The sequence below is a fragment of the Ruegeria sp. CDSA141 genome, assembly GCF_059612005.1.
Genome location: NZ_JBXWPT010000004.1, coordinates 1 through 24,315 on the forward strand (window position 1 = coordinate 1; position 24,315 = coordinate 24,315).

The following is a 24,315-nucleotide window of genomic DNA, read 5'->3' on the forward strand; positions in this document are numbered from 1 at the left end:
AAAGGATACTGAACAGGCATCTCCCACCCAGCAAAATCAACCATCTTACCGCCCAAAGCAACGTGCAACGAGTGAAGTGGCGTGCGTTTCAAATCGGTCATTTCTTCAACCTTTCAATCAGCGGGACTGGTCGCGAACGACCATGACAGTGCAATGCGCATTGCGCACGACACGGGCCAGGTTCGGGCCAATCTCGTAGTTCGGGAAATCGCCCTTGGTCGATGCCATGACGATCAGATCAAAGCCTTCCTTGTAGGCAAGCTTCAGGATTTCGCGGTAAACACTGCCTTCTTCCACATGAACCGGCACGTCGGAAGCATTGGCATGATCCAGAATCACCTGAACCGCACCCCGCACGTGGTCTTTGGCGCCGGCACCATAGTTGGCGGGCAGGTTCGGCAGCTGGATGATCTCGGGGATGACGGCAACTGCATGCAGTTCGGCGCCGTAGAATTTGGCCTGCTCCAGCGCGATCGGCAGGGCGTTCTTCCACGAGCGGTCGTCGGTGTGATCAATGGGCAGCAGGATTTTCGTGGCCATCACGTCTCTCCTCGAGATATGGAATTCTGTTTCATAGGCGGGGGGCCGGGATGGCCCCCCGTTTTGGTGGGGCCGAGCTTATTCGGCAGGTGTTCCACCCGGCTCTTCGGACTTGCCGCCCGAGGCGAAGAACTCTTTCGTCAGTTTGAAGACGATCGGGCTCAGCAGCGCCAGGGCGATCAGGTTCGGGATGGCCATCATGGCGTTCAGCGTATCCGCCAGCAACCAGATGAAGCCCAGATCCGCAGTTGCCCCGAAGTAGATCATGACGATCCAAAGAACGCGGTAGGGCATCAGGGATTTCACACCCAGCAGGAACTCGACACATTTTTCGCCGTAGAACGACCAACCAAGGATGGTGGTGAAGGCAAAGATCGAAAGAGCGATGGCGATCAGATACCCACCGATACCCGGCAGCGACAGTTCGAACGCGTGGCTGGTCAGCGCCGCACCGGATTCACCCGATGTCCATGCCCCCGAAGCGATGATGGCCAGACCGGTGATCGAGCAGACGATAATGGTATCGATGAACGTGCCCAGCATCGCGATCAGGCCTTGGTTGACCGGACCTTTGGTCTCGGCCGCGGCGTGTGCGATCGGGGCCGAACCCAGACCGGCTTCGTTCGAGAACACACCACGTGCCACACCGAAGCGGATGGCGGCCCACACGGCTGCACCCGCGAATCCACCTTCTGCGGCGGACGGGGTGAAAGCATGGGTAAAGACCAGTGACAGGGCGTTGCCGATCTCTCCGATGTTGATCAGCAGGACCAGCAGACCGGCGACAATGTAAGCAATCGCCATGAAGGGAACCAGTTTACCGGCAACCGCACCGATGCGGGTGATGCCACCCAGGATCACGGCTGCGGTCAGAACCATCAGGATAACGCCGGTGACCGAAGTGTTCAGGCCAAAGTTGGCCTCAAGCACCTGTGCCACACCGTTGGCCTGCACGCCGTTGCCGATGCCGAAGGCAGCAACCGCGCCGAACAGGGCAAATGCAACACCCAGCCAGGCCCATTTCGCGCCCAGACCGTTCTTGATGTAGTACATCGGACCACCGACATAGTTGCCCAGCTCGTCTTTCTCACGGTATTTCACCGCGCAGACAGCCTCGGCGTATTTGGTGGCCATGCCCACCAGGGCGGTCATCCACATCCAGAACAAGGCGCCTGGACCGCCCAGGAAGACAGCAGTGGCCACACCGGCGATGTTGCCTGTACCGATGGTCGCCGACAGCGAGGTCATCAGCGCGTTGAACGGGCTGATTTGCCCTTCGCCCTGACCTTCACGGCCTTTGAACAACAGGCTGAAGCCCGTGCCGATGCGCAGGATCGGCATGAATTTCAGCCCCACCTGCAGGAAGAAGCCGACGCCAAGAATGAGGACCAGCATCAACGGCCCCCACACGACGCCATTGATGGCCCCTACGATTGAGTTTAACGCTTCCATGGTTTCCCTCCCATTTGCGTTTGGTTTATGCCCCGGTCGCGATGGCCCGCTGGCGGGCCTGCTTGAGGGCAGTGAAATCTTCGTCTGCATGGAACGACGAACGGGTCAGCGGTGTGGCTGACACGTGCAAAAAGCCCTTGGAACGTGCGATCTGTTCCAGTTGGGCGAATTCCTCGGGCGACCAGAACCGGTCAATCGGATGGTGTTTCGGGGTCGGTTGCAGATACTGCCCGACCGTCAGAAAATCGACATGTGCCGCGCGCAGATCATCCATGACCTGACGCACGTCGTTCAGGGTTTCACCCAGCCCGACCATCAGGCCCGACTTGGTGAAAATCTCGGGATTTGCACGTTTGGCATCGTCCAGCAGCCGCAGCGAGGCATAATAGCGCGCGCCGGGGCGAACTGTCGGATACAGGTGAGGGACGGTTTCCAGGTTGTGGTTGAAGACGTCCGGCGCTGCCTCGAAGACGATGTTGACGGCGTCGCCCTTGCCTAGGAAGTCCGGCGTCAGGACCTCGACCGTGGTGCCGGGGTTCTGATGACGCACGGCCCGGATTGTCTGGGCGATGTGCTGTGCCCCACCATCATCCAAGTCATCGCGATCAACCGAAGTGATCACTACGTGGCGCAGGCCCAGTTTCATGACTGCCGATGCAACGCGACCGGGTTCGAATGCATCAAGCGCATCGGGACGACCGGTGGCCACATTGCAGAAGGAACAACCGCGGGTACAGACCTCACCCATGATCATCATGGTCGCATGACGCTTGGACCAGCATTCGCCGATATTGGGGCAGGCAGCTTCTTCGCAGACCGTTGCCAGATTGTGATCCCGCATCAGCCGTCGCGTTTCGTAATACGCGGCGCTGTCGCCCTTTTTCTTGCGTATCCATCTGGGTTTGCGCGGAATGACGCTGTCGGCCTTCTTGGCCTTTTCCGGGTGGCGTGCTCTGAGCTGGATCGTCATCTGGCTGTCCCTCGTTATGCGTGGATTGCACGGCCCATGGCGTCGAGACATGCTTCTTTGACCGCCTCACCCATGGCGGGATGTGCATGGCACGAGGCTGCAACATCAGCGACCGTGGCGCCTTTGGACATGGCCAGCACCAACTCGGCGATCAGATCGCCGCCATGGGCACCACAGATATGGGCTCCGAGAATCTTGCCGTCGGAACCGGCCAGAACCTTGACTGCGCCATCTGTTTCACCCGTCGTTCGCGCCCGCGAGTTGGCCATGAAGGCGAATTTGCCGACAACGTATTCGACGCCCGCGTCTTTCAGCGCTTCTTCGGTCTGACCAACCGAAGCCACTTCGGGATCCGTGTAGACCACACCCGGCACGGTGTTGTAATCGATGTGCCCCGCTTCGCCGGTCAGCATCTCGACACAGGCAACGCCGTCTTCTTCTGCCTTGTGCGCGAGCATCGGACCGGGCACACAGTCGCCAATAGCGTAGATGCCGGGCACAGACGTTTGGAATGCTTCATCGACTTCGATGAAACCACGTGGGTTCACGGACACGCCTAATTCTTCCAGTCCAAGCCCACGCGTGACGGGGCGGCATCCGACGGCGATCAGAACCTTGTCGGCCTCGATCACCTCTTCCTTGTCCTTGCCGACGCGATCCACGGTCAGGGTCAGGCCAACCGCGGTTTTCTCAACCGATTTGAGGGCACGACCCAGCTGGAATTTCAACCCACGCTTGGACAACGCGCGCTGCGCCAGCTTGGCGATTTCGCCATCAATGCCGGGCAGAACGCGATCCAGATATTCAACAACGGTGACTTTGGCGCCGAGACGCGCCCAGACCTGACCAAGTTCCAGACCAATCACACCCGCTCCGATGACCACCAGATGATCAGGAACGTTCTCCAACGCAATTGCGCCGGTCGAGCTGAGGACATCCTGCTCATCAATTTCAATCCCCGGCAGTGAGGTCGGCTCGGATCCGGTCGCGATCAGGATGGTCTTTGTTTCATAAACGTTATCGGCGACCTTGACCTGACCGGGTGCTGGAATGCTGGCCCATCCTTCAATCAGGTCGACACCGTTCTTCTTGAACAGAAACGCGATACCCTTCGTCAGATCACCGACGATCTTGTCCTTGCGCCCCATCATCGCACTGACGTCGATGCTGGCCCCCTCGACCGCAATGCCATGGGAGGAGAGATGTGCAATTTCGGCATATTTGGCCGAGGAGGTCAGCAACGCTTTGGAGGGGATGCATCCGACGTTCAGGCATGTGCCGCCAAGTGCTCCGCGTCCTTCGACACATGCAACTTTCAGGCCCAACTGAGCCGCGCGGATCGCGGCAACATAGCCGCCCGGTCCGCCCCCGATAACGATGAGGTCGTAGGTATTCATTTCGCGTACTTTCAGTAGATCGGGTGGTTTGCACAGAGCGCGCGAACCTGTTCGCGAGTTTTCATTTCGACGGTTTCGTTCCCATCAGGGGACTGCGCGAGTGCGTCCAGAACAACCCCGATCAGATGGCCGATCTGCTTGAATTCCTCTGGGCCAAAGCCACGGCTGCACCCGGCGGCGGTGCCCAGACGGATGCCGCTGGTGATGGTGGGTTTCTCGGGATCACCAGGAACGCTGTTCTTGTTGCAGGTGAAGCCGGCCCGCTCGAGTGCCGCTTCGGCGTCTTTGCCTGTCACGCCAATCGGGCGCAGGTCGACCAGCATCAGGTGGTTCTCGGTGCCGCCGGAAACGATGTCGCATCCGCGCGCCATCATGACGTTTGCCAAGGCCGATGCGCTGTCTACGACGCGCTGTATATATTCCTTGAATTCAGGCTTGAGTGCCTCTCCAAAGGCAACCGCCTTGCCCGCGATCACATGCATCAGTGGGCCGCCCTGCAAGCCGGGGAATACGGCCGAGTTGATTTTTTTCGCCAGCGCTTCGTCATTGGTCAGGATGATGCCACCACGAGGCCCGCGCAGGGTCTTGTGCGTGGTCGAGGTCACGACATGTGCGTGTCCTACAGGCGAGGGGTGCAGGCCGGTCGCCACCAACCCGGCGATATGAGCCATGTCGGCCAGCAACCAGGCGCCAACGTCATCCGCGATTTCACGGAATCTGGCAAAGTCGATCTTTTGCGAGTAAGCCGACGCACCTGCGATGATCAGCTTGGGCTTTTCCGCCCGCGCCAATTCGGCAACCTGATCATAATCGATCAATCCTGCATCGGTCAGGCCGTACTGTACGGGCCGGAACCATTTACCTGACTGAGCTGGTTTCGCGCCATGGGTAAGATGGCCGCCTGCATCCAACGACATTCCCAGGATGGTATCGCCCGGGCTCAGCAGCGCCAGCTTGACTGCTCCGTTGGCCTGTGCGCCAGAATGGGGCTGAACGTTGGCATATACACAGCCAAACAGTTTCTTGAGACGTTCGATGGCCTCGACCTCGACCTCATCGACATATTCACAGCCGCCATAATAGCGTCGGCCCGGATAGCCTTCGGCGTATTTGTTGGTCAATACCGAGCCCTGCGCGTCGATCACGGCCTTCGAGACAATGTTCTCCGAGGCGATCAACTCGATCTGATCCGCCTGACGCTCTCCCTCACGTGAGATGGACGCGGCAATGACGGGATCTGCCTCAATCAGCGACGTTTTGAACATAGTCTCCTCCTTTTGCCCCGAATCCTCAGTACGAAACTTTGTTTCCTATAGGAGAAATAATGCGCAATAGGCAACAAAAATCTCTTATTCAAGAAGTTGCGTGTATACTGGGAAACATGTAGCCTTTGATAAAACAGGGGGAATTCAATGGGCGACGAAAGCCGAAATGATGTTTCCGGACAGGAAGATCTGAGTGAAGGTGAGGCTCTGGGTCGCTCCATCCGCGATGCACGGCGCGCAAAAGGGTGGACTCTGGAAGAAGCCGGCCGCGCTGCGGGTATCGGGCGGTCGACGCTGTCCAAGATCGAAAACAATCAGACGAAGCCAAGTTTTGACATTGTACGGCGTCTGACACAGGCCCTTGATATGAGCACCCCGCAGTTGTTTCTTCAGTCGGGTCAGTCCGGCATTTCAGGCCGCCGTGATTTCACTCCGAAAGGCGAGGGGGAAATCAAGAATACGCCCACTTACATGCATGAACTGCTTTGCCCCGAACTGACCAGCAAGCGGATGCTGCCCTATATCGCGACAATCAAGGCGCGCGACCTGTCGGAATTCGAGACGTGGATCCGACATTCCGGAGAAGAATTCATGTATGTGCTCAGCGGCGAACTCATCTTCGTGTCTGAACATTACCGCCCTTTGCCAATGAAGGCCGGCGACTCACTCTACTATGACAGTGGAATGGGGCATGGGTGTATTTCGACCAGCGAAGAAGACGCTAAGGTGCTGTGGGTCTCGCTGGAATAACTTCCATGGTTTTCCTTGGTTCTTGAGGAAAGCGGGCATCGCCATGCGCACCCCTTTCAGCCGTCAGACAGGCTTCGGTGGCGAAACGCAGTCGGTGTCTGGCCGAATTCTGCCTTGAATGCCCGCGTCATGGCGCTGGCGTTTTCATATCCGCAACGACTGGCGATTTCGGCGATGGATTGCTCGGTATCTTCTGCCAGATTGCGTGCCAGGTTCAGCCGCAGCCGACGATACAGCGCTTGCGGCGTGGTTTTAAGCTCCGCCTGAACGCGCATTTCGATCCGCTTTTGCGAACACCCGATCTTGCGGGCCAATTCCCTGATCGAAAGAGGTGTTTCAAGGTTCGCCTGCATGAAACCCAGTGCGCGATTGACCAATATGTCTTCGGACTTCAGAGGCAAAGGGTAATGATCCTGCCCATTTCGGCTCATCAGAAGATACCCGACTTCCATGGACAAAAGAGGCCCGTGATCCCGGCGGATAAGGGCCGAGGCCAGATCGAACGCGGCCATGGCCCCGGAACAGGTCAACCTGTTGCCATCGATGACAAAACGTTCCTGCACCGCATCCACAGCCGGAAAACTCTCTTCGAACCGGGAAAGCTCGTCCCAGTGTATGGTCGCCCGGTGCTCATCCAGCAAACCGGCGCGGGCCAGCAGCCAGCTTCCGGTATCCAATCCGGCCACTTGCCGGTGTTTTTTGGCTGTAGCCAGCACGGTGCGTGTGGTCGATCGTGTGTCCAGCTTGCGATATCCGTAAGACGGCATGACGACCAGAACGTCGCCTTGCTGATCAGAGATTGCACCATTCGGTGTAACGACAAGACCGCTGGAACTTTGAACGGGGTCTCCGTCAATGGAACAGAAACACCACGAATACAAAACCTGCCTCGACAGGTTGTTCGCAGCCCTGAGCGGTTCTACCATGTTTGCAAGGCAATGGTTCGAAAACCCGTTGAAGAGCAGAATGTTGTATTGTCGTGTTAAAATTTTCGAATTCGGCATGATCTTATATCAATTCTGCATGTCGTGACCATGAGTGATGGCGTTTGGTTGGTCAACCACCGATCCAGGGAACACGCGCCATGCAGTTTGGTCTGACAGAAGAACAGGAAATGATCGTCTCGACGGTCCGCAGCTTTGTTGAAAACGAAATCTACCCGCATGAAGACGCGGTCGAGCGCTCGGGAACCGTACCTCCCGAGCTGGGCGAGCAGATTAAGCAGAAATGTATCGATCTGGGCTTTTATGCCTGCAACTTTCCCGAAGAAGTCGGTGGTGCGGGCCTGTCTCATCTGGATTTCACCTTGGTTGAGCGCGAGCTTGGCCGTGGGTCAATGGCACTGACGCATTTCTTTGGTCGCCCGCAGAACATCCTGATGGCCTGCAACGACGACCAGCGTGAACGTTATCTTCTGCCTGCCGTACGTGGCGACAAGATGGACGCCCTGGCGATGACCGAGCCGGATGCGGGTTCGGATGTGCGTGGTATGAAATGCCAGGCGGTGCGCGATGGCGGCGATTGGGTTGTCAACGGATCGAAACATTTCATCTCGGGCGCGGAACACGCGGATTTCTTCATCGTCTTCATCGCGACCGGCGTAGACGAAACCCCCAAAGGCCCGAAAAAACGCATCACCACTTTTTTGGTGGATCGCGGCACTCCGGGGTTTGAAGTGCGCGAGGGCTATAACTCGGTCAGCCACAAGGGCTACAAGAACTACATCCTGTATTTCGACAATTGCCGATTGCCCGACGCGCAGGTCCTGGGCGAGGTTGATGGCGGTTTTGCCGTGATGAACGAATGGCTATACGCGACCCGTCTGACGGTCGCGGCGTTCTCGGTCGGTCGCGCACGGCGCTGCTTTGACTATGCGCTGAACTATGCGGCCGAGCGTAAGCAGTTCGGCCAGCCCATCGGCAAGTTTCAGGGCGTCGGCTTCCAGATCGCCGACATGATCACCGAGATCGACGCCGCCGATTGGCTGACACTCGCCGCCGCGTGGCGTCTGGATCAAAACCTGCCATCGAACCGCGAGATTGCCTCGGCCAAGCTCTATGCCTCGGAAACGCTGGCGCGGGTTACGGATACCACGCTGCAAATCTTCGGCGGGATGGGCTTGATGGACGATTTCCCGATCGAACGGTTCTGGCGCGATGCCCGGGTCGAGCGCATCTGGGACGGCACCAGCGAAATTCAGCGCCACATCATCAGCCGCGATCTTCTACGCCCCTTGGGCGCCTGACCATGAACAAAGACCTGACCCGGCTGCTGCGCCCGAAAACCATCGCCGTCATCGGCGGCGGCGCGTGGTGTCAGCAGGTTATTCTGCAATCCGAACGCATGGGCTATGCCGGTCCAATCTGGCCGGTGCATCCCAAAGCGTCGGAAATTGCGGGCCACAGGGTTTTTGGCCACATCGAGGACCTGCCCGAAGCCCCGGATGCGGTTTTCATCGGTATCAACCGCCACGCCACCATCGAGGCCGTTCGTGTACTGTCCAGTATGGGTGCAGGCGGGGCGGTGTGCTTTGCCTCGGGCTTTTCCGAGGCCGTTGCCGAAGATGACACCGGCGGGGACTTGCAGGATCAACTGGTCGGTGCAGCCGGTGACATGCCCATTCTTGGCCCGAACTGCTATGGCTTCATCAACGCGCTGGACGGGGCCCTGTTGTGGCCGGACCAGCACGGGGCGACCCCGGTTGACAAGGGCGTAGCGATCCTGACGCAAAGTTCGAACATCTCGATCAACCTGACCATGCAGAAACGCGGGTTGCCGATTGCCTATATGTTGGCCTGTGGAAACATGGCCCAGACCAGCCAGGCCGAAACTGCCTCGGCCTTGATCGACGATCCGCGCGTAACCGCCGTGGGTTTGCATATCGAAGGGTTCAAGGACATCCGGGAATGGGAGGCGTTGGCCGCCAAGGCCTATTCGAAGGGCATCCCGCTGGTCGCCCTCAAAGTGGGCGCATCGGAACAGGCGCAGGCGGCCACCATTTCGCATACCGCGTCTCTTGCGGGCAGCGATGCGGGCGCACAGGCCCTTCTGGACCGGCTCGGAATCCCGCGGCTGTCCGCGTTGCCCGACTTTCTTGAAACGCTGAAACTGTTGCACTGCTATGGACCGCTGCCGGGTGGCTGCATCGCTTCGATCAGTTGTTCAGGGGGTGAGGCCAGCCTGATCGCAGATATGGCCGTCGGTACGGGCCTGCGTTTCCCGAAGTTGAGCGATGACAAAAGGGCCCGTCTGCGTGACGCTCTCGGCCCCATGGTCGCTCTGAATAACCCGCTGGATTATCACACCTATATCTGGCGTGACGAAGAGGCGATGGCACAGGCATGGTCGGGTATGACGGGTGAAGACATCGACCTGACGTTCTCGATCGTTGACTATCCGACGACGGATCCGACTGACTGGAGTTGTGCGACCCGAGCTGCGTTGAGAGTGCGCGCTGAAACCGGTGCTCGGTTTGCAATCGTCGCGACGTTGCCCGAAAATCTGCCTGAAGACGTCGCGCAGGACCTGATGGCCGGTGGTGTAATTCCGTTCATGGGTCTGCGCGAGGCACTGGCGTCAACCCGGGCGGCGGGTCAGGTCTCGGCCCCTGCCACGCATCCCGTCTGGTTGCCGGGAACGGCTGAGGCGACCCAAACCCTGACCGAAGGCGAGTCGAAGCAGGCGCTGGCTGAATGCGGCCTGCAAATCCCCCGAACCTGCACGGTTTCCGGGCCAGCGGCAGCCCTCGCAGCAGCGCAGGACATGGAAGCCCCCTTTGCCGTGAAAGGTGTTGGGCTTGCGCATAAATCCGAACACGCCGCTGTTCGGCTGGGCATTCAAACCAAAGACGTGGCCAGTGTGGCCGCTGACATCGGCACCGAAGATATCCTGATCGAAGAGATGATCACCGGAACCGTCGCCGAACTTCTGGTCGGCATCGTCCGTGACCCCGCGCATGGGTTTGTCCTGACATTGGGGGCGGGGGGGGTACTGACCGAAGTCCTGCGCGACACGGTGTCAATGCTGGTACCCAGCGCGTCCGAAGACATCCGCGCCGCGCTCGGCAAATTGAAAATCGTCCCGTTGCTGGCGGGCTATCGCGGCCAACGGGCTGCTGATATGGATGCAATCATTGCCGCAGTCGAGGCTGTTCAGGCCTATGTCATGCAAAACGCCGACACGCTTGGCGAGGTCGAGATTAACCCGCTCCTGTGCACGCCGGACAAGGCCGTTGCCGTGGATGCTCTGATAAGAAAGGCCTGAGATATGGACCCGATCAAAACCCGCCGCGACGGAACGATCCTTGAGGTGACACTGGACCGGCCCAAGGCCAATGCCATCGATCTTGTCACCAGTCGCAGAATGGGTGAGGTGTTCGCCGAGTTTCGCGACGATCCGGAGCTGCGCGTGGCCATTCTGACGGGCGGAGGAGAGAAATTCTTTTGTCCGGGCTGGGACCTGAAAGCAGCGGCCGACGGTGATGCTGTGGACGGGGACTACGGCGTCGGAGGGTTCGGCGGCTTGCAAGAGCTGCGGGACCTGAACAAACCCGTGATCGCAGCCGTCAACGGCATCGCCTGTGGCGGCGGGCTGGAGCTGGCCCTGTCAGCGGACGTGATCCTTGCCGCAGATCATGCCACATTCGCCCTGCCGGAAATCCGCTCGGGGACTGTCGCGGATGCGGCCAGCGTCAAACTGCCCAAGCGTATCCCTTATCACATCGCGATGGAGCTGCTGCTTACCGGCCGGTGGTTCGACGCCGAAGAAGCCAATCGCTGGGGTCTGGTGAACGAGATCATCGCGGCAGATCAACTGATGGACCGCGCCTGGGAGCTGGCCCGGCTGTTGGCCTCGGGGCCACCTCTGGTTTACGCCGCGATCAAGGAAATCGTACGTGATGCCGAAGATGCCAAGTTTCAGGATGCCATGAACCGCATAACTAAGCGTCAGCTAAGTACTGTGGACGTTCTCTATGCCAGTGAAGATCAGCTGGAAGGCGCGCGCGCTTTCGCCGAAAAAAGGGATCCGGTCTGGAAAGGGAAGTGAAGTCTGATCGCAGAACGTGAATTTGCCATTTACTGATCCGCACCACACGTGCACAGTTAGGCATGCCGTATTTCGAACGAAAACCATATGTTAGTGTATCTCGTGCGGTCAGCCCGATTGCGCCGCAGCCCGACAATCAACCGATTTCCGATATAGCACGCCGTGTGCTTGACAGGGAACGGGGCCCGCAGCAGCATCTGGACGGTCCCTTCATGTGCCGCAAAACCTGCCATCCCGGCAGTACCGCCACCATTCTGCTGTCCTTTGAGGCACCGGAAGGTGCGGCCCCTGTTCAGATGCAGTTCGAACCTGGCGATCTGACCAATTCGAACGGCGACATTCTGCCGGCGAACCGCATCAGTGTGATCCCGCCACAAATCCTGCTTGACCCTGGGGAAGCAACTGATGTTGCTGTTGCCGTCACCATACCCGATCTCACCGAACCCGGTGAATATCATGGCCGGATCGCCTGTACAGGAACGGACCAGACCTCGCTTGTGGTGATTTTCGAGGTGGCGGGCGCTCAGACCTGACGGGTCACGAGATAGTCCATGAACTGTCCAAGAAACGCGCGCGGCCCGTCTTTGGTCCCCGCGAATACCTGCGCGAACTCACTCCGGGCTGAAGCCAGCAGGTCATTCGCCGCGTCCTGTGCATAGCGGATACTGCCATAGTGGTTCATGCGTTCCAGCACCCAGGTGACATCTTGCGTCGACCTGGTATCGCGCGGGTTTGACAACATCTCGGCCAACCGTGCCTGTTCAGGTTCATCCGCCTTCAGTCCAAGCTGGCCCAGCATCAGCGTGCGTTTGCCTTCATAGATGTCGCCGCCAATTTCCTTGCCGTAACTGTCCTGAGAGCCGACGAGATTCAAAACGTCATCCTGAATCTGAAACGCTGCACCCAGGAAAAAGCCAAAGGCATTGAAATCATCCAGATTAAGCGCGCCGGACTCGACATCATGTGGCCGCGCAATCAGGGCCCCGATACGCATCGGGTGAATGAAACTGTACCAGCAGGTCTTTTTCAGACACATCCTCAGATAGTCGGATGCATCGACATTCAGTCGATTGTCTCGTATCCAGCCAAGCTCCAACGCCTGACCTTCGATGGATTGCTGCAACAGATGGTCGAACTCATCAACCACGCGCATACCGGTTTCCGGGCCCAACGGTCCCAGGTTCTGACGCAGCAGGCGCAGGGCCAGCGATTGCATCCCGTCGCCGGTATTGATCGCCAGTGGAACCCCAAGCCGCTTGTGCATACATTCGCGCCCGCGCCGGAAATCGCTTTGATCTTCGATGTCGTCATGGATCAGAAAGGCATTGTGCAGCAACTCAAGAACTGCGGCCGAGACCCTCGCATTCTCGCTGTTTCCACCGAAGGCTTCGCATGTAGCCAGTAACAGCGCAGGCCTCAGACCCTTGCCCGAGGTTTCGATATAATCGCGCATCGGACCATACAGATAGGCCTGAGGCTCACCCGTCGGCAACAAGCCCAACAGCGTTTCGCGCGCCTGATCCCCGTAGGAGGTCAGCGTTTCAAGAAAATCCTGTTTCGCCGCAGGATCCAAATGCGCGGTTCCGGATTTCACAGGCTCAGCCCTTCTGGGTGATGATCACGCGACTTTTGTTTTCAGGCGTGCCGGATCGTTCCGGACCGGCGCCAAAAGCAGAGAGCGGTGCATCCGAAATTGGTATCGCCCTGGACAAGGCATCTGATTGACCGCTGTCTCGACCCAGATCATACGCGACATCTTCGGCAAGCTCATCCCCCGGGATTGGAAGATCCGTGGTGGGTTCGTAATTCGCGATGAGGTCGTACAGCTCTTTCGGGGGGCAAATCATTCTAAGCGCTTCGGCAATGGCTGGGTCCTCGGTGACGCCGCCGGGTTTTGAATATTCCGTTGCCGGTTCTCCTATGGCGGCAAGGGGGCCATCACCGCCACGATCAACTCCTGCCGTGTCCTGACCCATTTTCAGCGCGGCTTCAACCGCAACCGCGAACCGGTTGTCCCACGGAAGGCCAGCCTGATACCGGGCGTAATCATAGGCACGCAGCGGTTTGAGGATATCGGGCTCGTGCAGATCCCAGATCTGGCAGGGTTGTGCATCCGATCCACTGCGCTGAAGGATGGCGTTGACGGCACGGCGCGCGGCCTCGTTCGCCCCTTCCATCGTGGCAAGGTCGGTGAAAGTACGGACATAGTCCGATGCCAGGAAGAAATTCGGGATGAGCGTGGCCGCATCCGGGCGCAAGCGCCAGCTGTTGATACGGTTGACCAGCAAGGGTTCGACATTGCTTTGACGCTTGGGGTCGTTCGGGTCTTGAACGATATCGGGATCGAGGAACCAGTAATGCATATCCTCGTCCCGCAAAACGGTTTGGCCATCCACGTTGATGCCGCGCTTGACCTGTTCCCAAACCTCGCTTGCAATCTCTTCCCGGCTGCAATTACGCGCTGTCTTCCCGTTCAGACCGGGTTTGTCCCATTCGGAAATGTCGATCGACAGCAGGCCTTTGGTCTTTCCTTCAGCCCAGTTGTCGAAATCAATCTGGTGCCAGAACTGTTTTTGCGACACAGCGGTCAAAGCCCATGGGCTGTCAATGAAGATGACGTGGCCGTGGGTCAGTTCAACTTCCTTGGTCAGATAGAACTGAATGCCGTTCATCCACTGTACGTCCTCGGCCAGCAGAGACAACTTGGCGAGGGCCGGGTCGAGCGCCATCATTTCCGGGGTCACAAGTGGAGCAATGCGTTCAATCGGCATCGCGCTGATAAACCAGTCCCCGGTGACTTGTTTTTCTTCTCCGTCCTGTTCGACTGTCGCGCCGATAATCCGCCCGTTCCGGCACTCGATGCCCGTAACTTTGGAGTCAAACTTGTAAACGACCCCCTTGCTTTTCAGGTAATCCAGCCACGGTTGAATCCATACGAGATTGGTGGGCCCGTTCAGCAGCCTGTTGCAGTGTGGCTCGGGCGTGGCAATGCCCAGCTGAAGCTGAATCGCAATGTCCCCCACTGTCTTCGTGCTGGCTGTCGTGGCCTTGGCGGCCACCAATGAACGGGTCAGGCCGATGGCAAGGAACTTTTGATAGGCTTCCGAACGGTCTTGCGCGCCGATGAAATCCCACCAGCCGATCCGTTCATATTCGTCGAACCGGCGTTCCTTGCAGGAGCTTGCGATCCGCCACATGCAGGCGACAAAATGCTCGACATCTTCATACGCAATCTGGTCCCTCGGCGAGAGCGCGAAGGCAATCGTCTTGAAGGCATCTGAGACATCCTTGAGCGTGCGGGGAAACCGTTCCGGGACAATGATGCCGGGTTTATCGAACTGGCTGACCAGAACCTGAGTGGTGGGGACCAGATTGTCAAAGCATGTCCCCTTGTCGTAATACGGCGTACGGGCCATCGTGTCCGTGATATGCCGATAAAAGTTCGGAAAGAACCGAAATCCATGTTCGCCGGGCAGCCAGGGGCGTTTCACGCCGGGCGGATAACTGGCCCCATCCATCTCAGCCCATCTTTCAAGCGCCTTGATGTGATTTGCTTTCGAACCATGGTCCCCTTCACCCTTCATCACTGGGATGCTGCGGGCCTTGCCACCCGGGATCAACTGGCGTTCGTGGACTTCTACCTCGAACCCGCGTTCAATCAGTTCGTGCGCGGCGCTCATTCCGGCCACGCCGCCTCCAAGAATGACAACCTTTTCAGGCATCGGAAGTTCCTTTCGCGGAATAAACGTCAAAGCGCAGGGTAATGTCTGACAGGCTGGCTTCGCCAATGCCAAAACCCTGCAACCGATTCATCCAGCTGTAATGCGGGTTTGAGGTCAGGTAACGCGGAGCAAGCCGTACCGGGGCCGAAGCGGGCAGATTGCCGTTGGCCAAGGCCGCATAACCGTCCGGGCCGAAGTCACACACGCCCGTATCTTCGAACAGGATCGGAGCATTCCCCGTGGACGGTTTGATAAGCGCCTTTGCATGAAGCAGTCCCACACCATCGGAACGCACGCGCATCCAATCTCCGCCAATCGGTTCGATCGTTCCTTTCAAATGCGGGCCTTCGACGGTACCCCCCTCTTTGATCGCGAAGTGTAGCCAGATTCCGTCCGGTGTTTCGCCCGAAGGGGAAAAATTGCTGGTGAACGGCACGACGAATTTGGCGACATGTTCCAGAACGGGTGACTGTGCCGAAGGTTTCGCGGGTGTTGGTGGGGCTGCTGCTTCAGGCGCTTCTTCGGGTCCAGGGTCGTACTCGCGACCACCCGAGGTCAGCACCGGACGCCAGGACAAGGATTTTTCCTGTATCACCGACGGCAAAATGGCTGTGAATTGTTGAAACCCGGTTTGCGGGTCTCGTAACACGGGCCACCCGCGAATGGCGCGTTCGGGGCCTCCGTTTTCCGAACAGATCAGACGTACCGTGTCATGCGACGACACTGCGGGACCTGCTTCCACCAGTACCCGATTGAGACCGTCTGCGTTGATCGCCTCGGACCAACGCAGCGTGACGCCCCGATCTGTAAACTCGCGCACGACCCGATCTCCGGTTAGCACGTGATGGTGCAGATGGCCTCAGCTTCCTTGATCCTGAGATGGAATTTCTGCTGCACGCGGAAGATATGCTCTCCTTCGGCAGAGGTTTGCAGATACTTCACGGCGATATCCGAGGGCACGACGATTTCAACTGGTGCACCCAGCAGGGACACAAGCACTGCCTTGTTCGGGGGCAGGGTGCTGGAACGCAGCAAGGGCCCGTCCAGGAACGGGAGGATGCTGTCACGAGGCAGTACCATCGAGTTCGGCAGCGGAGTGGTAGCTGCCCGAAACAGACCATTGCCCATCACACAGGCATAGGGGCCCAGATAGCCATGCGTTTCCAGCGTGCTGATGCCCGCGACGACGGCCTCGAAAACATCGGTTCCGGTATAGCCCTTTTTGGTCGCGGTATTGGTTTTGCTTTCGCCCGCTTCAAGCAATCCCGGATATTTGCCACCGCCGCTGATCGTATAGATCTGCGGCAGTGAGGTGCCCGCGCCGCCAGCGTGTTTGGGGGCTTGTCCGGTACCGGGTTGACCGTTGAAAATGATGTCGTCCTCTACCCGGGCCACAACAGCGGCCGCTCGGCGGAACATGATCTGAGCTGCGGCCAGTTCCGGATCAGCCACCTGTGCACCTTTCAGGTACACGTTCACCGATACGGTTGTAAGGCGCAGGGTGTCATAGTCGTTCACGTCAAGACGTTCTTTGGATGCACCAGATGAGTTGTCGACCAGACTGAGCTTGTTCAGCGGAACAGATTGCGTGTCTGCGGGCAGCGGTCCGTATAGGGGTAGGAAACTGGCTGCCACCCGGGCGCGCAGTGCCTCGTCATGGACGGCCTTGTTCACGGCGCTCCACTGATCTTCATTCCAATCCAATGCATCGGTCATTTCAAATCCCTCTCGCTGCTGCTGCCCAATTCGGCGGGGCAGTCAATATTGTTCTCATTTTGTTTCGCTCAATCTGTCCAGCTGATTGCGCGCCCGCTGCTCCTGAACGACACCGCGGCAATCTTGGGCAAGCGAAAGCGCTTGTTTCGCCTCGCCAATTGCAGCGTCCAAATCCCCCTTTGCGGCAAAAGCCTTTGCTCGCACACGGTGATATTCAGGTTTGTTCAGCATCTCCCCACGTTCCCAACCGGGAATGCAAACGGTTTCGAGCCGGTCCAAAGCCTGATCAATATCTCCGTGATCTATCATTAACTCAGACAGAACAATCTGATTCTGAGGAAAAGTAAAGTTTCCACCAGATTTGGAGATCAGGTTCATGCATGCCTCGATGCGTTCCGGAACACCTGCGATATCGCCTTTCCCGGCTTGCGCGAGACCCATGTAGATGTCCTGCATCGCGTGAAGGTAAAGAAACCCTTCCTCATCCGCGACTTTTCTGGCTTCCTTCATCGTCACATCAAGCCGGTCCCATTCACCCGCATAGGGCAGGAACATGCTGCAAGCGCCCATGACGTAGACAAGGTTGGGTGCATGATTCAGCGCCCTGCTGACCTCGATGGCCTCCAGACGCGCGGCTTCGGCCTTTTCGAATTTCCCCTGCTGCCACAGCAGGCATCCCTGAATGGCCAGCAAAGAGGCGGTCGTGGAAGACTGGGTCATGGGCATCATGGCCATATCCAGCTCGGGTGTGATCAGGGCGAAAGCGCGCTCAAGCTGTTGTTCGCATTCAGCAAATTCCCCACGGAAGTAATGAGTAAAGCTCAGGGCCCGCGCCGCAAGAACGTTGGCGACGGGGTCAGCGGACATGCCTGCCATCATATCCAGTGCTTGTCCCATTTCCATCGCTCGGTTCATCTGACCGCCAACAAAGAAGTTGGTCCAGCGGCAGAAGGTTGCGGCGAACAGGGTTTCACCGTCGCCCAAAGACTGGGCCAGTTCCATTGCCCGGGCAGCAGTTTCTCCGACCTGGTCGGCCGACCACCCGTAGATCGCCATATACGCGGGCAGAATATTCATCTGAACCCGAAGCTCGAATCCATCGCGATCTGCGTTGGCCGCCATGGTTCCGATGTTGCGCAGAGCGGCCCGGAAAGCGGAAATCGCAGGCAGATTCGCCAGCCGGGACAATGCCAGTTCACCTGCAGTGACCCAATTCGCAACGGCTTCATCCTTCAATCCGCCAAGATCGCAATGATGCGCGACGGTATCGGGGGCCGGACTGCCGAATGCTTGGTGACCGTCCAGCAAGGCCCGGGCAATTTTCAGATGCACCTTCTGCCGGTCTTCCCGCAGCAACGAATTATAGGCTGTATCCTGAACCAGCGCGTGGTTGAACGTGTATGTGGCCGACCCTGAATCGCTGGTAATCAGCACGACGCCAGCCGCCATAAGCTGCATGAGGGCGCTTTCTACATCCATATCTGCATGCGCGACCGCGTGTATCGTCTGAGCGGTGAAACTGCGTCCGATAACCGATCCGAGCTGGGCGACCGGCTTGGCATTTTCCATCCGGTCAAGACGCGACATCAGCGAGTCCTGAAGGGTGGCCGGGACGCTCAGCGCATCCAGAACCTCGGCATTGATCGGGGCGTCCTGGGGAAGCTGGTCCAAAACCGCCTTTGTCATTTCTTCGATGTACAGCGGCACGCCATCCGCCTTCTCGATAATCTGCCTGATCAGGATGACAGGCAAACTGTATGGCTCAGCCACGCGTCGAACCAGTTCGGATGCTTCGGTGTTGCCAAGCGGAGACAGATTAATGCGTGCGGCTCGGCTCTCGAAATGTTCCGGAGGTTCGTATTCAGGTCGATGGGACAGAACCACCAGTACCGGAAAGTTGCTCAAAGCTGACGCAAGCGCATCCAGGACGTCCAATGTGGTAGCATCGGCCCAGTGAACGTCTTCAACCACCAACAACAAAGTACCGCGCCTGTCGCACAGGCTGCCCAGACTGCGCAGCATCACGTCAAGAGACTTGCGCGCTTTCTTCAACGGGTCCGACTCTGTCGGGGCACCGGTCTCCACACCCGCCAGATCAAGAAGAACGGGCAAATCGGCTTCACTCAGACGAGAAGCCGTTTGCACGAAGTCGGAAATCGAAGATGTGATGCTGTCATTTGATTTATCACCTGAAACGCGCCTCAACTCTCCTACAATAGGATGCAGGGGAAGACTGGTCAGGTGAGGGATGCACTGCAACGTAAAGGGCTTGACCCCGATCGTTTCAGACAGCGATTTGATCAGCCTTGATTTGCCGATACCTGCCGCACCCCCGACAAGCGTCAGCCTGCCTGAGCCTTCCTGTGCCTCGCTCCAAAGTTGGGTCAGAGTCGAAAGATCGTCCTGCCGGGCCACAAGATCGACCGCAGATTGACCCACCCGCGCGTCGAACCGGCTGGAGGAAATGATTTCCGACACCACGCGGTACACGTTGCGCTGATTGTCAAAGCCTTTCAGCTCATGGCTGCCACGTGGTTCGAATTCAAAGGCACCTTGGGTCAGCCGCCAGGTCTCGGAAGAAATGATCACTTCACCCGGTTCGGCCAACCCCTGAAGACGGGACGCAAGATTCGCCGTTTCACCCACCAGAAAGTCCTGAGATCCCAGGCTTTTCGAGGAAACGACACCCACAACAACCATACCGGTCGCAATACCCGCCCGTAGGTCGAGCTTTTCTCCAAACTCGTTTTCAAGATTCTGAACGGCTTCAATGGTTTCCAATACCGCCCGCACAGCACGCTCGGCGTCATCTTCCATGGCCTTCGGGTATCCGAAATACACCATGATGCCGTCGCCCTGCCGATAGGCCAGGTGACAGCCGTGTTGTTTCAAGGTGCCGATCGCCGTATCCAGATACAGGTTCATGATCTGCATCAGGTCTTCCGGGTCATATCGCTGAGCCAGCCGTGTCGACCCCACAAGATCGCAGAAAACCAAAGTGAGATGCCGGCGCTCGGCATTCGACTGAACTTCGGGCCGCGTCGAAGCTTCCTGTGATTTCAGCCTGGCCTGCGCCTTCCGAAACCGCTTCCTTTCACCAACCGTCAACCCGAGATCACGCAGTTCCGGATCAGTCAACTCGTCCAGAATGTCGTCATCCACGCCCTCTCTCTGAAACAGAGTGGCATAGTCGTTCAGATCTGCCAGATAAAGGACTTTTGAAATGCGTGGTGATGCCTCAAGGACTCGCGTCATTGTCTTGCGACTCCGTCCATATCTATCCCCCTGATTTTCCCCTTAATACATAATGTATATGTATAATCCAAAAGTAGAGAGGATTTTGTGCTGAATCCATGTTTGGCGTAGGCCGCACAGTTAACTTGTTACATTGATTGACCGATATACGTCAGAATTATAACGCCGTCACGTGTTTTTCCTGCCAAATCATCGGGTTCCAGCTTCCAATTGATTATACCCGCAAGGGCTCGGAACGACCGGACTATCAAGATTGTCGTCATATGCCAGACGTGACGTCAAGGTTGCCGTATTTGCGCAAGCGCTGTTGCCGACATTAAATATCTGGCAGAACCGCCTCGTTTCGCAGCGTTTTCTGCCTCGTTCCAACGGCAAATCGGACACTCACGATTGCATGTCATAAAACTCAAATGGCGTTGCGTTCGTGTCTGCTCATCAAAACGCCCTGCATCAGGTTCGCATCACATCCAGCGCGCTCAGGTCAAGGACACAGCCACCCGACATGCGCCTTTCCAAGCGGCTTCTTAATGGTTTGCAGGAAGGTATTCCGAAGCCGTGCATAAGGAAGCTGCGAACCCGGAACCAATCCACTTCGCAAGAAAAAATCCACGTCCCGTCGTCACCCTGAATTGAACTCAGACCGACCTTTGCCGGCATTAAAGCGTCGGCGGATGCGATCCAAAGCTAGGAGACAGGCAAAGTCACAACCGGTTTCCAAGTTTGATGTGCCAGCGGGCAACCTTCTATTCTTGCGCCACGGCTCTCGCATGGGCCGCAAAGGACGGAGCCAGCATCAGGGCCTTGCACCGTTCGAACCGATTGGTGGCATAGGCCCAGAAATCTTCGGCCGGGTTTTCATCCGCGTGCTGGATCAATCCCCACAGGGTCCACAGCAGATCACACATGGCTTTGTAGATCACCATACGCCCGATCTGCGCATCGCTGGGCGGGTTTCCGAAATAGGCCGTCAACATCTCTAGTTCCTGCTCGCCGCTCAACCCGGCTTCGACGGACAGATCACCCAGATCCCATAGGGCGTCGTTCATGCCTGAATACTCATAATCGACGATCCACATGCGCTGGCCGTCATCCAGAAAGTTTTCGCACAGCGGGTCGCAATGACTGGGGACCAATGTCCCGGGTTTGTCACGCAGCAACGCGCGGATCGGAGCCGCTTCAGCCACGACGTCCGCGTAACCTTCTGGCAGGGTGGCGTTTTTGTCCGCAAGCACCTTCATGTATTCGCTGATCATCGAAAACAGCTCAAACCGAAACTTGAACGGCTCAAGGGCGCCATGAAGCTGCTTCAGGGCCTTTCCCGCGCGGGCAGCAGACCCCGGGCGCGTCGCAAACATCTCGGGTGTCATCGTGACGATGTCGGTCACGCAATCACTGATCATCACGCCAGATGACGCGTCTGCCCACAGAACTTCGGGGCCGACCCCGGCTTTTGCCGCCACCCGTGCGTTGTGGATTTCGACCGCGCGGTCGATATAGGCTTCGGTGCCTTCACCGGGGATACGCACAACCACCGTCCTTGGCCCGCCTTCGACGCGATAGACCAGATTGGTCAACCCACCCAGCCGCTGGGTGTGAATGTCCGCCTCAACAAGGGTTTCGAACCCCGCCACGTTGCGAAGGACCTGAATAATCTCATTTTTTGGTTCATTCTGCATCGCTCATTCCCTCAGGCTTTCAACCGGCCGTTTGCTGGATCATAAAGCGGCCCGTCCACGCGGCGGATGGCGTGGCGTTCCCCGAACACCTCCACTTCGAAATCTGACCCACCAGCCAGTCCCGCAGGCAGATAACCGTAGAGGATGGTCTTGCCGACGGTAAACCCATATCCACCGCTGCATGCCAGCGAGACTGTCTTGCCGGACTGCAGTATGGTTTCCCCTCCGGTGACCGGCAGCCGTTCTTCAGTGATGAATGTACAGAGCTGCCGGTCAGGACTGTTCACTTTCTGCGCCTCCAACGCCGACCGTCCGATGAAGTCCTCTTTGGACTTCAAATGTACCCGGGAGCCAAGGCCTGCTTCGATTGGTGAATAGTCTGGGGTGATGTCAGTACTCCAGTAAAGATAGCCTTTTTCCAGCCGCAAGGACTCGATCGTGCGGTAGCCGATGTCGCGGATGCCATGGTTCTGACCGGCATACCACAATAGGTCGTAAACATGCAGGGCGAACTCGGTTGGAATATGCAGCTCCCATCCCAGCTCTCCCACATAGCCTATACGGATCGCGCGGACCTTTGCCGTTCCCAGAGTGATCTCTCGGGCCGTTGCAAAGGGAAACGCAAGGTTCGAGACGTCTTCTTCCGCAACGGTCTGCATCACATCCCGCGCTTTGGGGCCGCAGATGTTGATGACGGCGCGTGCCGATGTCATTTCGATCAGCTGCGCGCACCCGTCGCGGGGCAGGTGACGTCGGATCCAGTCCGCGTCATGCACGCCGAATCCGGACCCGGTCACGATATAAAAGTGTTCCCGCCCCAATCGGGTGACGGTGATATCGGCTTCAACGCCGCCGCGATCATTGCACAATTGGGTGTAGATCACCGTGCCATCCGGCTTGTCCATGTTAGAAACGGCGAGGTTTTGAAGGGCTTCCAGCGCGCCAGGACCGATCAGTTCGAACTTTGAGAAACTGGTTTGATCGATCAGAACTACACCGTCGCGCGCGGCCTTGTGTTCCTGCTCGGCATAGGCTTTCCAACCCGGCGACAGGAAATCCAACTGATCCACCGGCTCTACACCGACAGGAGCGAACCAGAGCGGCCGCTCCCATCCATTCTTTGACCCGAACACCGCCCCATGTTGCTTCAGCCGCTCATGCAGTGGCGACAGGCGCAGGTTTCTGGCCGTTTCCGCCTCCTGTCCCGGATATCGCATCTTGTAATGATGCGCGTAGTGTTCGACAGCGCGGGGATACATGAAGGCGCGCGTGGCGTGATGCGGACTGAACCGGCGAACGTCCAGAGGCCACAGATCAAGGCTCGGGCGGCCTTCAACAATCCACTCCGCGATCATCTCTCCCGCGCCACCACCTGCCGCGATGCCGTACAGAAATCCGGTCGCCAGCATCAGGTTTCCCAGCTCGGGCGCCCATCCCATGACAAAATCGCCATCTGCGGAATAAGGGATGGGGCCGTTGATGACCTGCCGGATTCCAACGGTGTTGACAACCGGCGTAACCCGACCTGCCAGTTCGGCAAGGGGCGCAAACCGCTCCAGGTTGTCGGGCAACAACTGCCGGACAAACGCGCCCGGAATGCCCCTGTCGCCGAACGGCAGCGTGTTGTCCTCATACCCGCCGATCACTAGTCTTCCGCCCGCGTCAGGCTTGTAATACACCAGCCGCTCGGGATCCCGCAGGGTTGGCAGGCGTTTTACAAGATCGGGGTCGGGCAGGGGTTCTGTTACGATGTATTGATGCTCGACGGCGCAGGCCGGGACAACGACCCCGAGTTTCGCGGCAAGCTCGCGGCTCCACATTCCGGCGGCCAGAACGACGGTTTCCGCTTCATAGTCCCCTTCTGATGTCGTCACTTTGGCGATGCGATTGTTTTGGATTTCAAAATCGGTAACCTGCACGGATTGGCGGATCTGGGCACCGTGCATCCGGGCACCGGACGCGATTGCCTGACATAAGCCTGCGGGATCGACATGACCGTCCGAGGCGATAAAGGCCGCGCCTTCCAATCCCTTCGCGTCGATATAGGGAAACAGCGTTTTGGCCTCGGCCGCCGAGATTATCTCCATCTCCAGATCAAAGCTGCGGGCCATTGTCGCTAGACGCTTGGCTTCCAGAAGCCGCTCTTTGGTTGCCGCCAGGCGCAGGCTTCCGACCTTCTTCCAGTCGAACTCCATCCCGGTTTCTTCGGCCAGACGATCATACAGCGCCACGGACCGTTTCAGCATCCGCGTCGTGTTGCGTGATGACCTCAACTGCCCGACAAGCCCCGCCGCATGCCAGGTGGCCCCCTCGGTCAGGGACGCCCTTTCCAGAAGAACAACATCTGTCTCACCGGACCGTGCGAGATGATACGCGATTGAGCATCCGATGATGCCCCCGCCAATGATGAGATGTCTGACCGAATGCGTTGTCATGCGCCAACTCACTTCAATTGATATGCTTTCATCAAAAATCCAAAAACAACATAAATCAACAAAATAGTTTGAATAGTGTTGAAGTAAGTCG

General features: G+C 57.9%; 18 protein-coding genes. 5 read left to right on the forward strand and 13 right to left on the reverse strand.

Annotated elements, in window-relative coordinates:
* Window positions 1-117: 117 nt before the first annotated feature.
* From AC2FLP_RS08000 to glyA, 5 genes are all read right to left on the reverse strand, one after another.
* Window positions 118-540, reverse strand: a complete 423-nt coding sequence (locus AC2FLP_RS08000; RefSeq protein ID WP_299898353.1) for a universal stress protein — start codon at window positions 538-540, stop codon at window positions 118-120.
* A 78-nt stretch (window positions 541-618) separates the two neighbouring features.
* The gene (locus AC2FLP_RS08005) at window positions 619-1,992 is read right to left on the reverse strand and encodes an alanine/glycine:cation symporter family protein (RefSeq protein WP_117873545.1); all 1,374 of its coding nucleotides are present in this window, start codon (window positions 1,990-1,992) and stop codon (window positions 619-621) included.
* 25 nt (window positions 1,993-2,017) lie between these two features.
* Window positions 2,018-2,962 carry a lipoyl synthase gene (lipA, locus tag AC2FLP_RS08010; RefSeq protein WP_299898352.1) on the reverse strand — a complete coding sequence of 315 codons (945 nt, stop codon included), beginning with the start codon at window positions 2,960-2,962 and terminating at the stop codon, window positions 2,018-2,020.
* Window positions 2,963-2,976: 14 nt separating this feature from the next.
* On the reverse strand, window positions 2,977-4,359 hold the full coding sequence (gene lpdA, locus AC2FLP_RS08015; RefSeq protein ID WP_496683135.1) for a dihydrolipoyl dehydrogenase: 1,383 nt from the start codon (window positions 4,357-4,359) through the stop codon (window positions 2,977-2,979).
* Window positions 4,360-4,370: 11 nt separating this feature from the next.
* Window positions 4,371-5,624, reverse strand: a complete 1,254-nt coding sequence (gene glyA, locus AC2FLP_RS08020; RefSeq protein WP_496683133.1) for a serine hydroxymethyltransferase — start codon at window positions 5,622-5,624, stop codon at window positions 4,371-4,373.
* A gap of 147 nt (window positions 5,625-5,771) precedes the next feature.
* Here glyA and AC2FLP_RS08025 point away from each other — a divergent pair, with 147 nt between their 5' ends.
* Window positions 5,772-6,374, forward strand: coding sequence for a helix-turn-helix domain-containing protein (locus tag AC2FLP_RS08025; RefSeq protein WP_299898349.1), 603 nt, complete (start codon window positions 5,772-5,774; stop codon window positions 6,372-6,374).
* Window positions 6,375-6,430: 56 nt separating this feature from the next.
* Here the strand turns inward: AC2FLP_RS08025 and AC2FLP_RS08030 are convergent, their stop codons facing one another.
* The gene (locus AC2FLP_RS08030; protein ID WP_299898348.1) at window positions 6,431-7,378 is read right to left on the reverse strand and encodes a GlxA family transcriptional regulator; all 948 of its coding nucleotides are present in this window, start codon (window positions 7,376-7,378) and stop codon (window positions 6,431-6,433) included.
* 80 nt (window positions 7,379-7,458) lie between these two features.
* Between AC2FLP_RS08030 and AC2FLP_RS08035 the strand changes: the two genes are divergently transcribed.
* The 4 genes from AC2FLP_RS08035 to AC2FLP_RS08050 all read left to right on the forward strand — a co-directional run bounded on the left by AC2FLP_RS08035 (window position 7,459) and on the right by AC2FLP_RS08050 (window position 11,953).
* Window positions 7,459-8,619 carry an acyl-CoA dehydrogenase family protein gene (locus tag AC2FLP_RS08035; RefSeq protein WP_299898347.1) on the forward strand — a complete coding sequence of 387 codons (1,161 nt, stop codon included), beginning with the start codon at window positions 7,459-7,461 and terminating at the stop codon, window positions 8,617-8,619.
* 2 nt (window positions 8,620-8,621) lie between these two features.
* Complete coding sequence (locus AC2FLP_RS08040) at window positions 8,622-10,637, forward strand: acetate--CoA ligase family protein (protein ID WP_496683130.1); 2,016 nt, start codon at window positions 8,622-8,624, stop codon at window positions 10,635-10,637.
* Between the two features lie 3 nt (window positions 10,638-10,640).
* Window positions 10,641-11,420 carry a carnitinyl-CoA dehydratase gene (locus AC2FLP_RS08045; RefSeq protein WP_117873529.1) on the forward strand — a complete coding sequence of 260 codons (780 nt, stop codon included), beginning with the start codon at window positions 10,641-10,643 and terminating at the stop codon, window positions 11,418-11,420.
* Between the two features lie 62 nt (window positions 11,421-11,482).
* Complete coding sequence (locus AC2FLP_RS08050; RefSeq protein ID WP_299898345.1) at window positions 11,483-11,953, forward strand: hypothetical protein; 471 nt, start codon at window positions 11,483-11,485, stop codon at window positions 11,951-11,953.
* Here AC2FLP_RS08050 and AC2FLP_RS08055 read toward each other — a convergent pair.
* The 7 genes from AC2FLP_RS08055 to AC2FLP_RS08085 form a co-directional block, all read right to left on the reverse strand.
* Complete coding sequence (locus AC2FLP_RS08055; RefSeq protein WP_299898344.1) at window positions 11,944-13,014, reverse strand: polyprenyl synthetase family protein; 1,071 nt, start codon at window positions 13,012-13,014, stop codon at window positions 11,944-11,946. The genes AC2FLP_RS08050 and AC2FLP_RS08055 overlap by 10 nt on opposite strands.
* A 4-nt stretch (window positions 13,015-13,018) precedes the next feature.
* A complete protein-coding gene (locus AC2FLP_RS08060) occupies window positions 13,019-15,142 on the reverse strand; it encodes a hydroxysqualene dehydroxylase (protein WP_299898343.1) in 2,124 nt (707 codons plus the stop codon).
* Window positions 15,135-15,962 (reverse strand): DUF3237 domain-containing protein, encoded by an 828-nt coding sequence (locus AC2FLP_RS08065; protein ID WP_299898342.1) that lies wholly within the window; start codon window positions 15,960-15,962, stop codon window positions 15,135-15,137. Before AC2FLP_RS08065 ends, AC2FLP_RS08060 begins: the two co-directional genes overlap by 8 nt.
* Before the next feature lie 14 nt (window positions 15,963-15,976).
* On the reverse strand, window positions 15,977-16,858 hold the full coding sequence (locus tag AC2FLP_RS08070; protein WP_299898341.1) for an encapsulin: 882 nt from the start codon (window positions 16,856-16,858) through the stop codon (window positions 15,977-15,979).
* A 54-nt stretch (window positions 16,859-16,912) separates the two neighbouring features.
* A complete protein-coding gene (locus AC2FLP_RS08075; RefSeq protein WP_299898340.1) occupies window positions 16,913-20,113 on the reverse strand; it encodes an adenylate/guanylate cyclase domain-containing protein in 3,201 nt (1,066 codons plus the stop codon).
* Window positions 20,114-20,856: 743 nt separating this feature from the next.
* Window positions 20,857-21,789 (reverse strand): phosphotransferase, encoded by a 933-nt coding sequence (locus AC2FLP_RS08080; RefSeq protein WP_496683125.1) that lies wholly within the window; start codon window positions 21,787-21,789, stop codon window positions 20,857-20,859.
* An 11-nt stretch (window positions 21,790-21,800) separates the two neighbouring features.
* Entirely contained in the window at window positions 21,801-24,224 is a 2,424-nt protein-coding gene (locus AC2FLP_RS08085) for a GcvT family protein (RefSeq protein WP_496683123.1), read from the reverse strand.
* Window positions 24,225-24,315 lie beyond the last annotated feature (91 nt).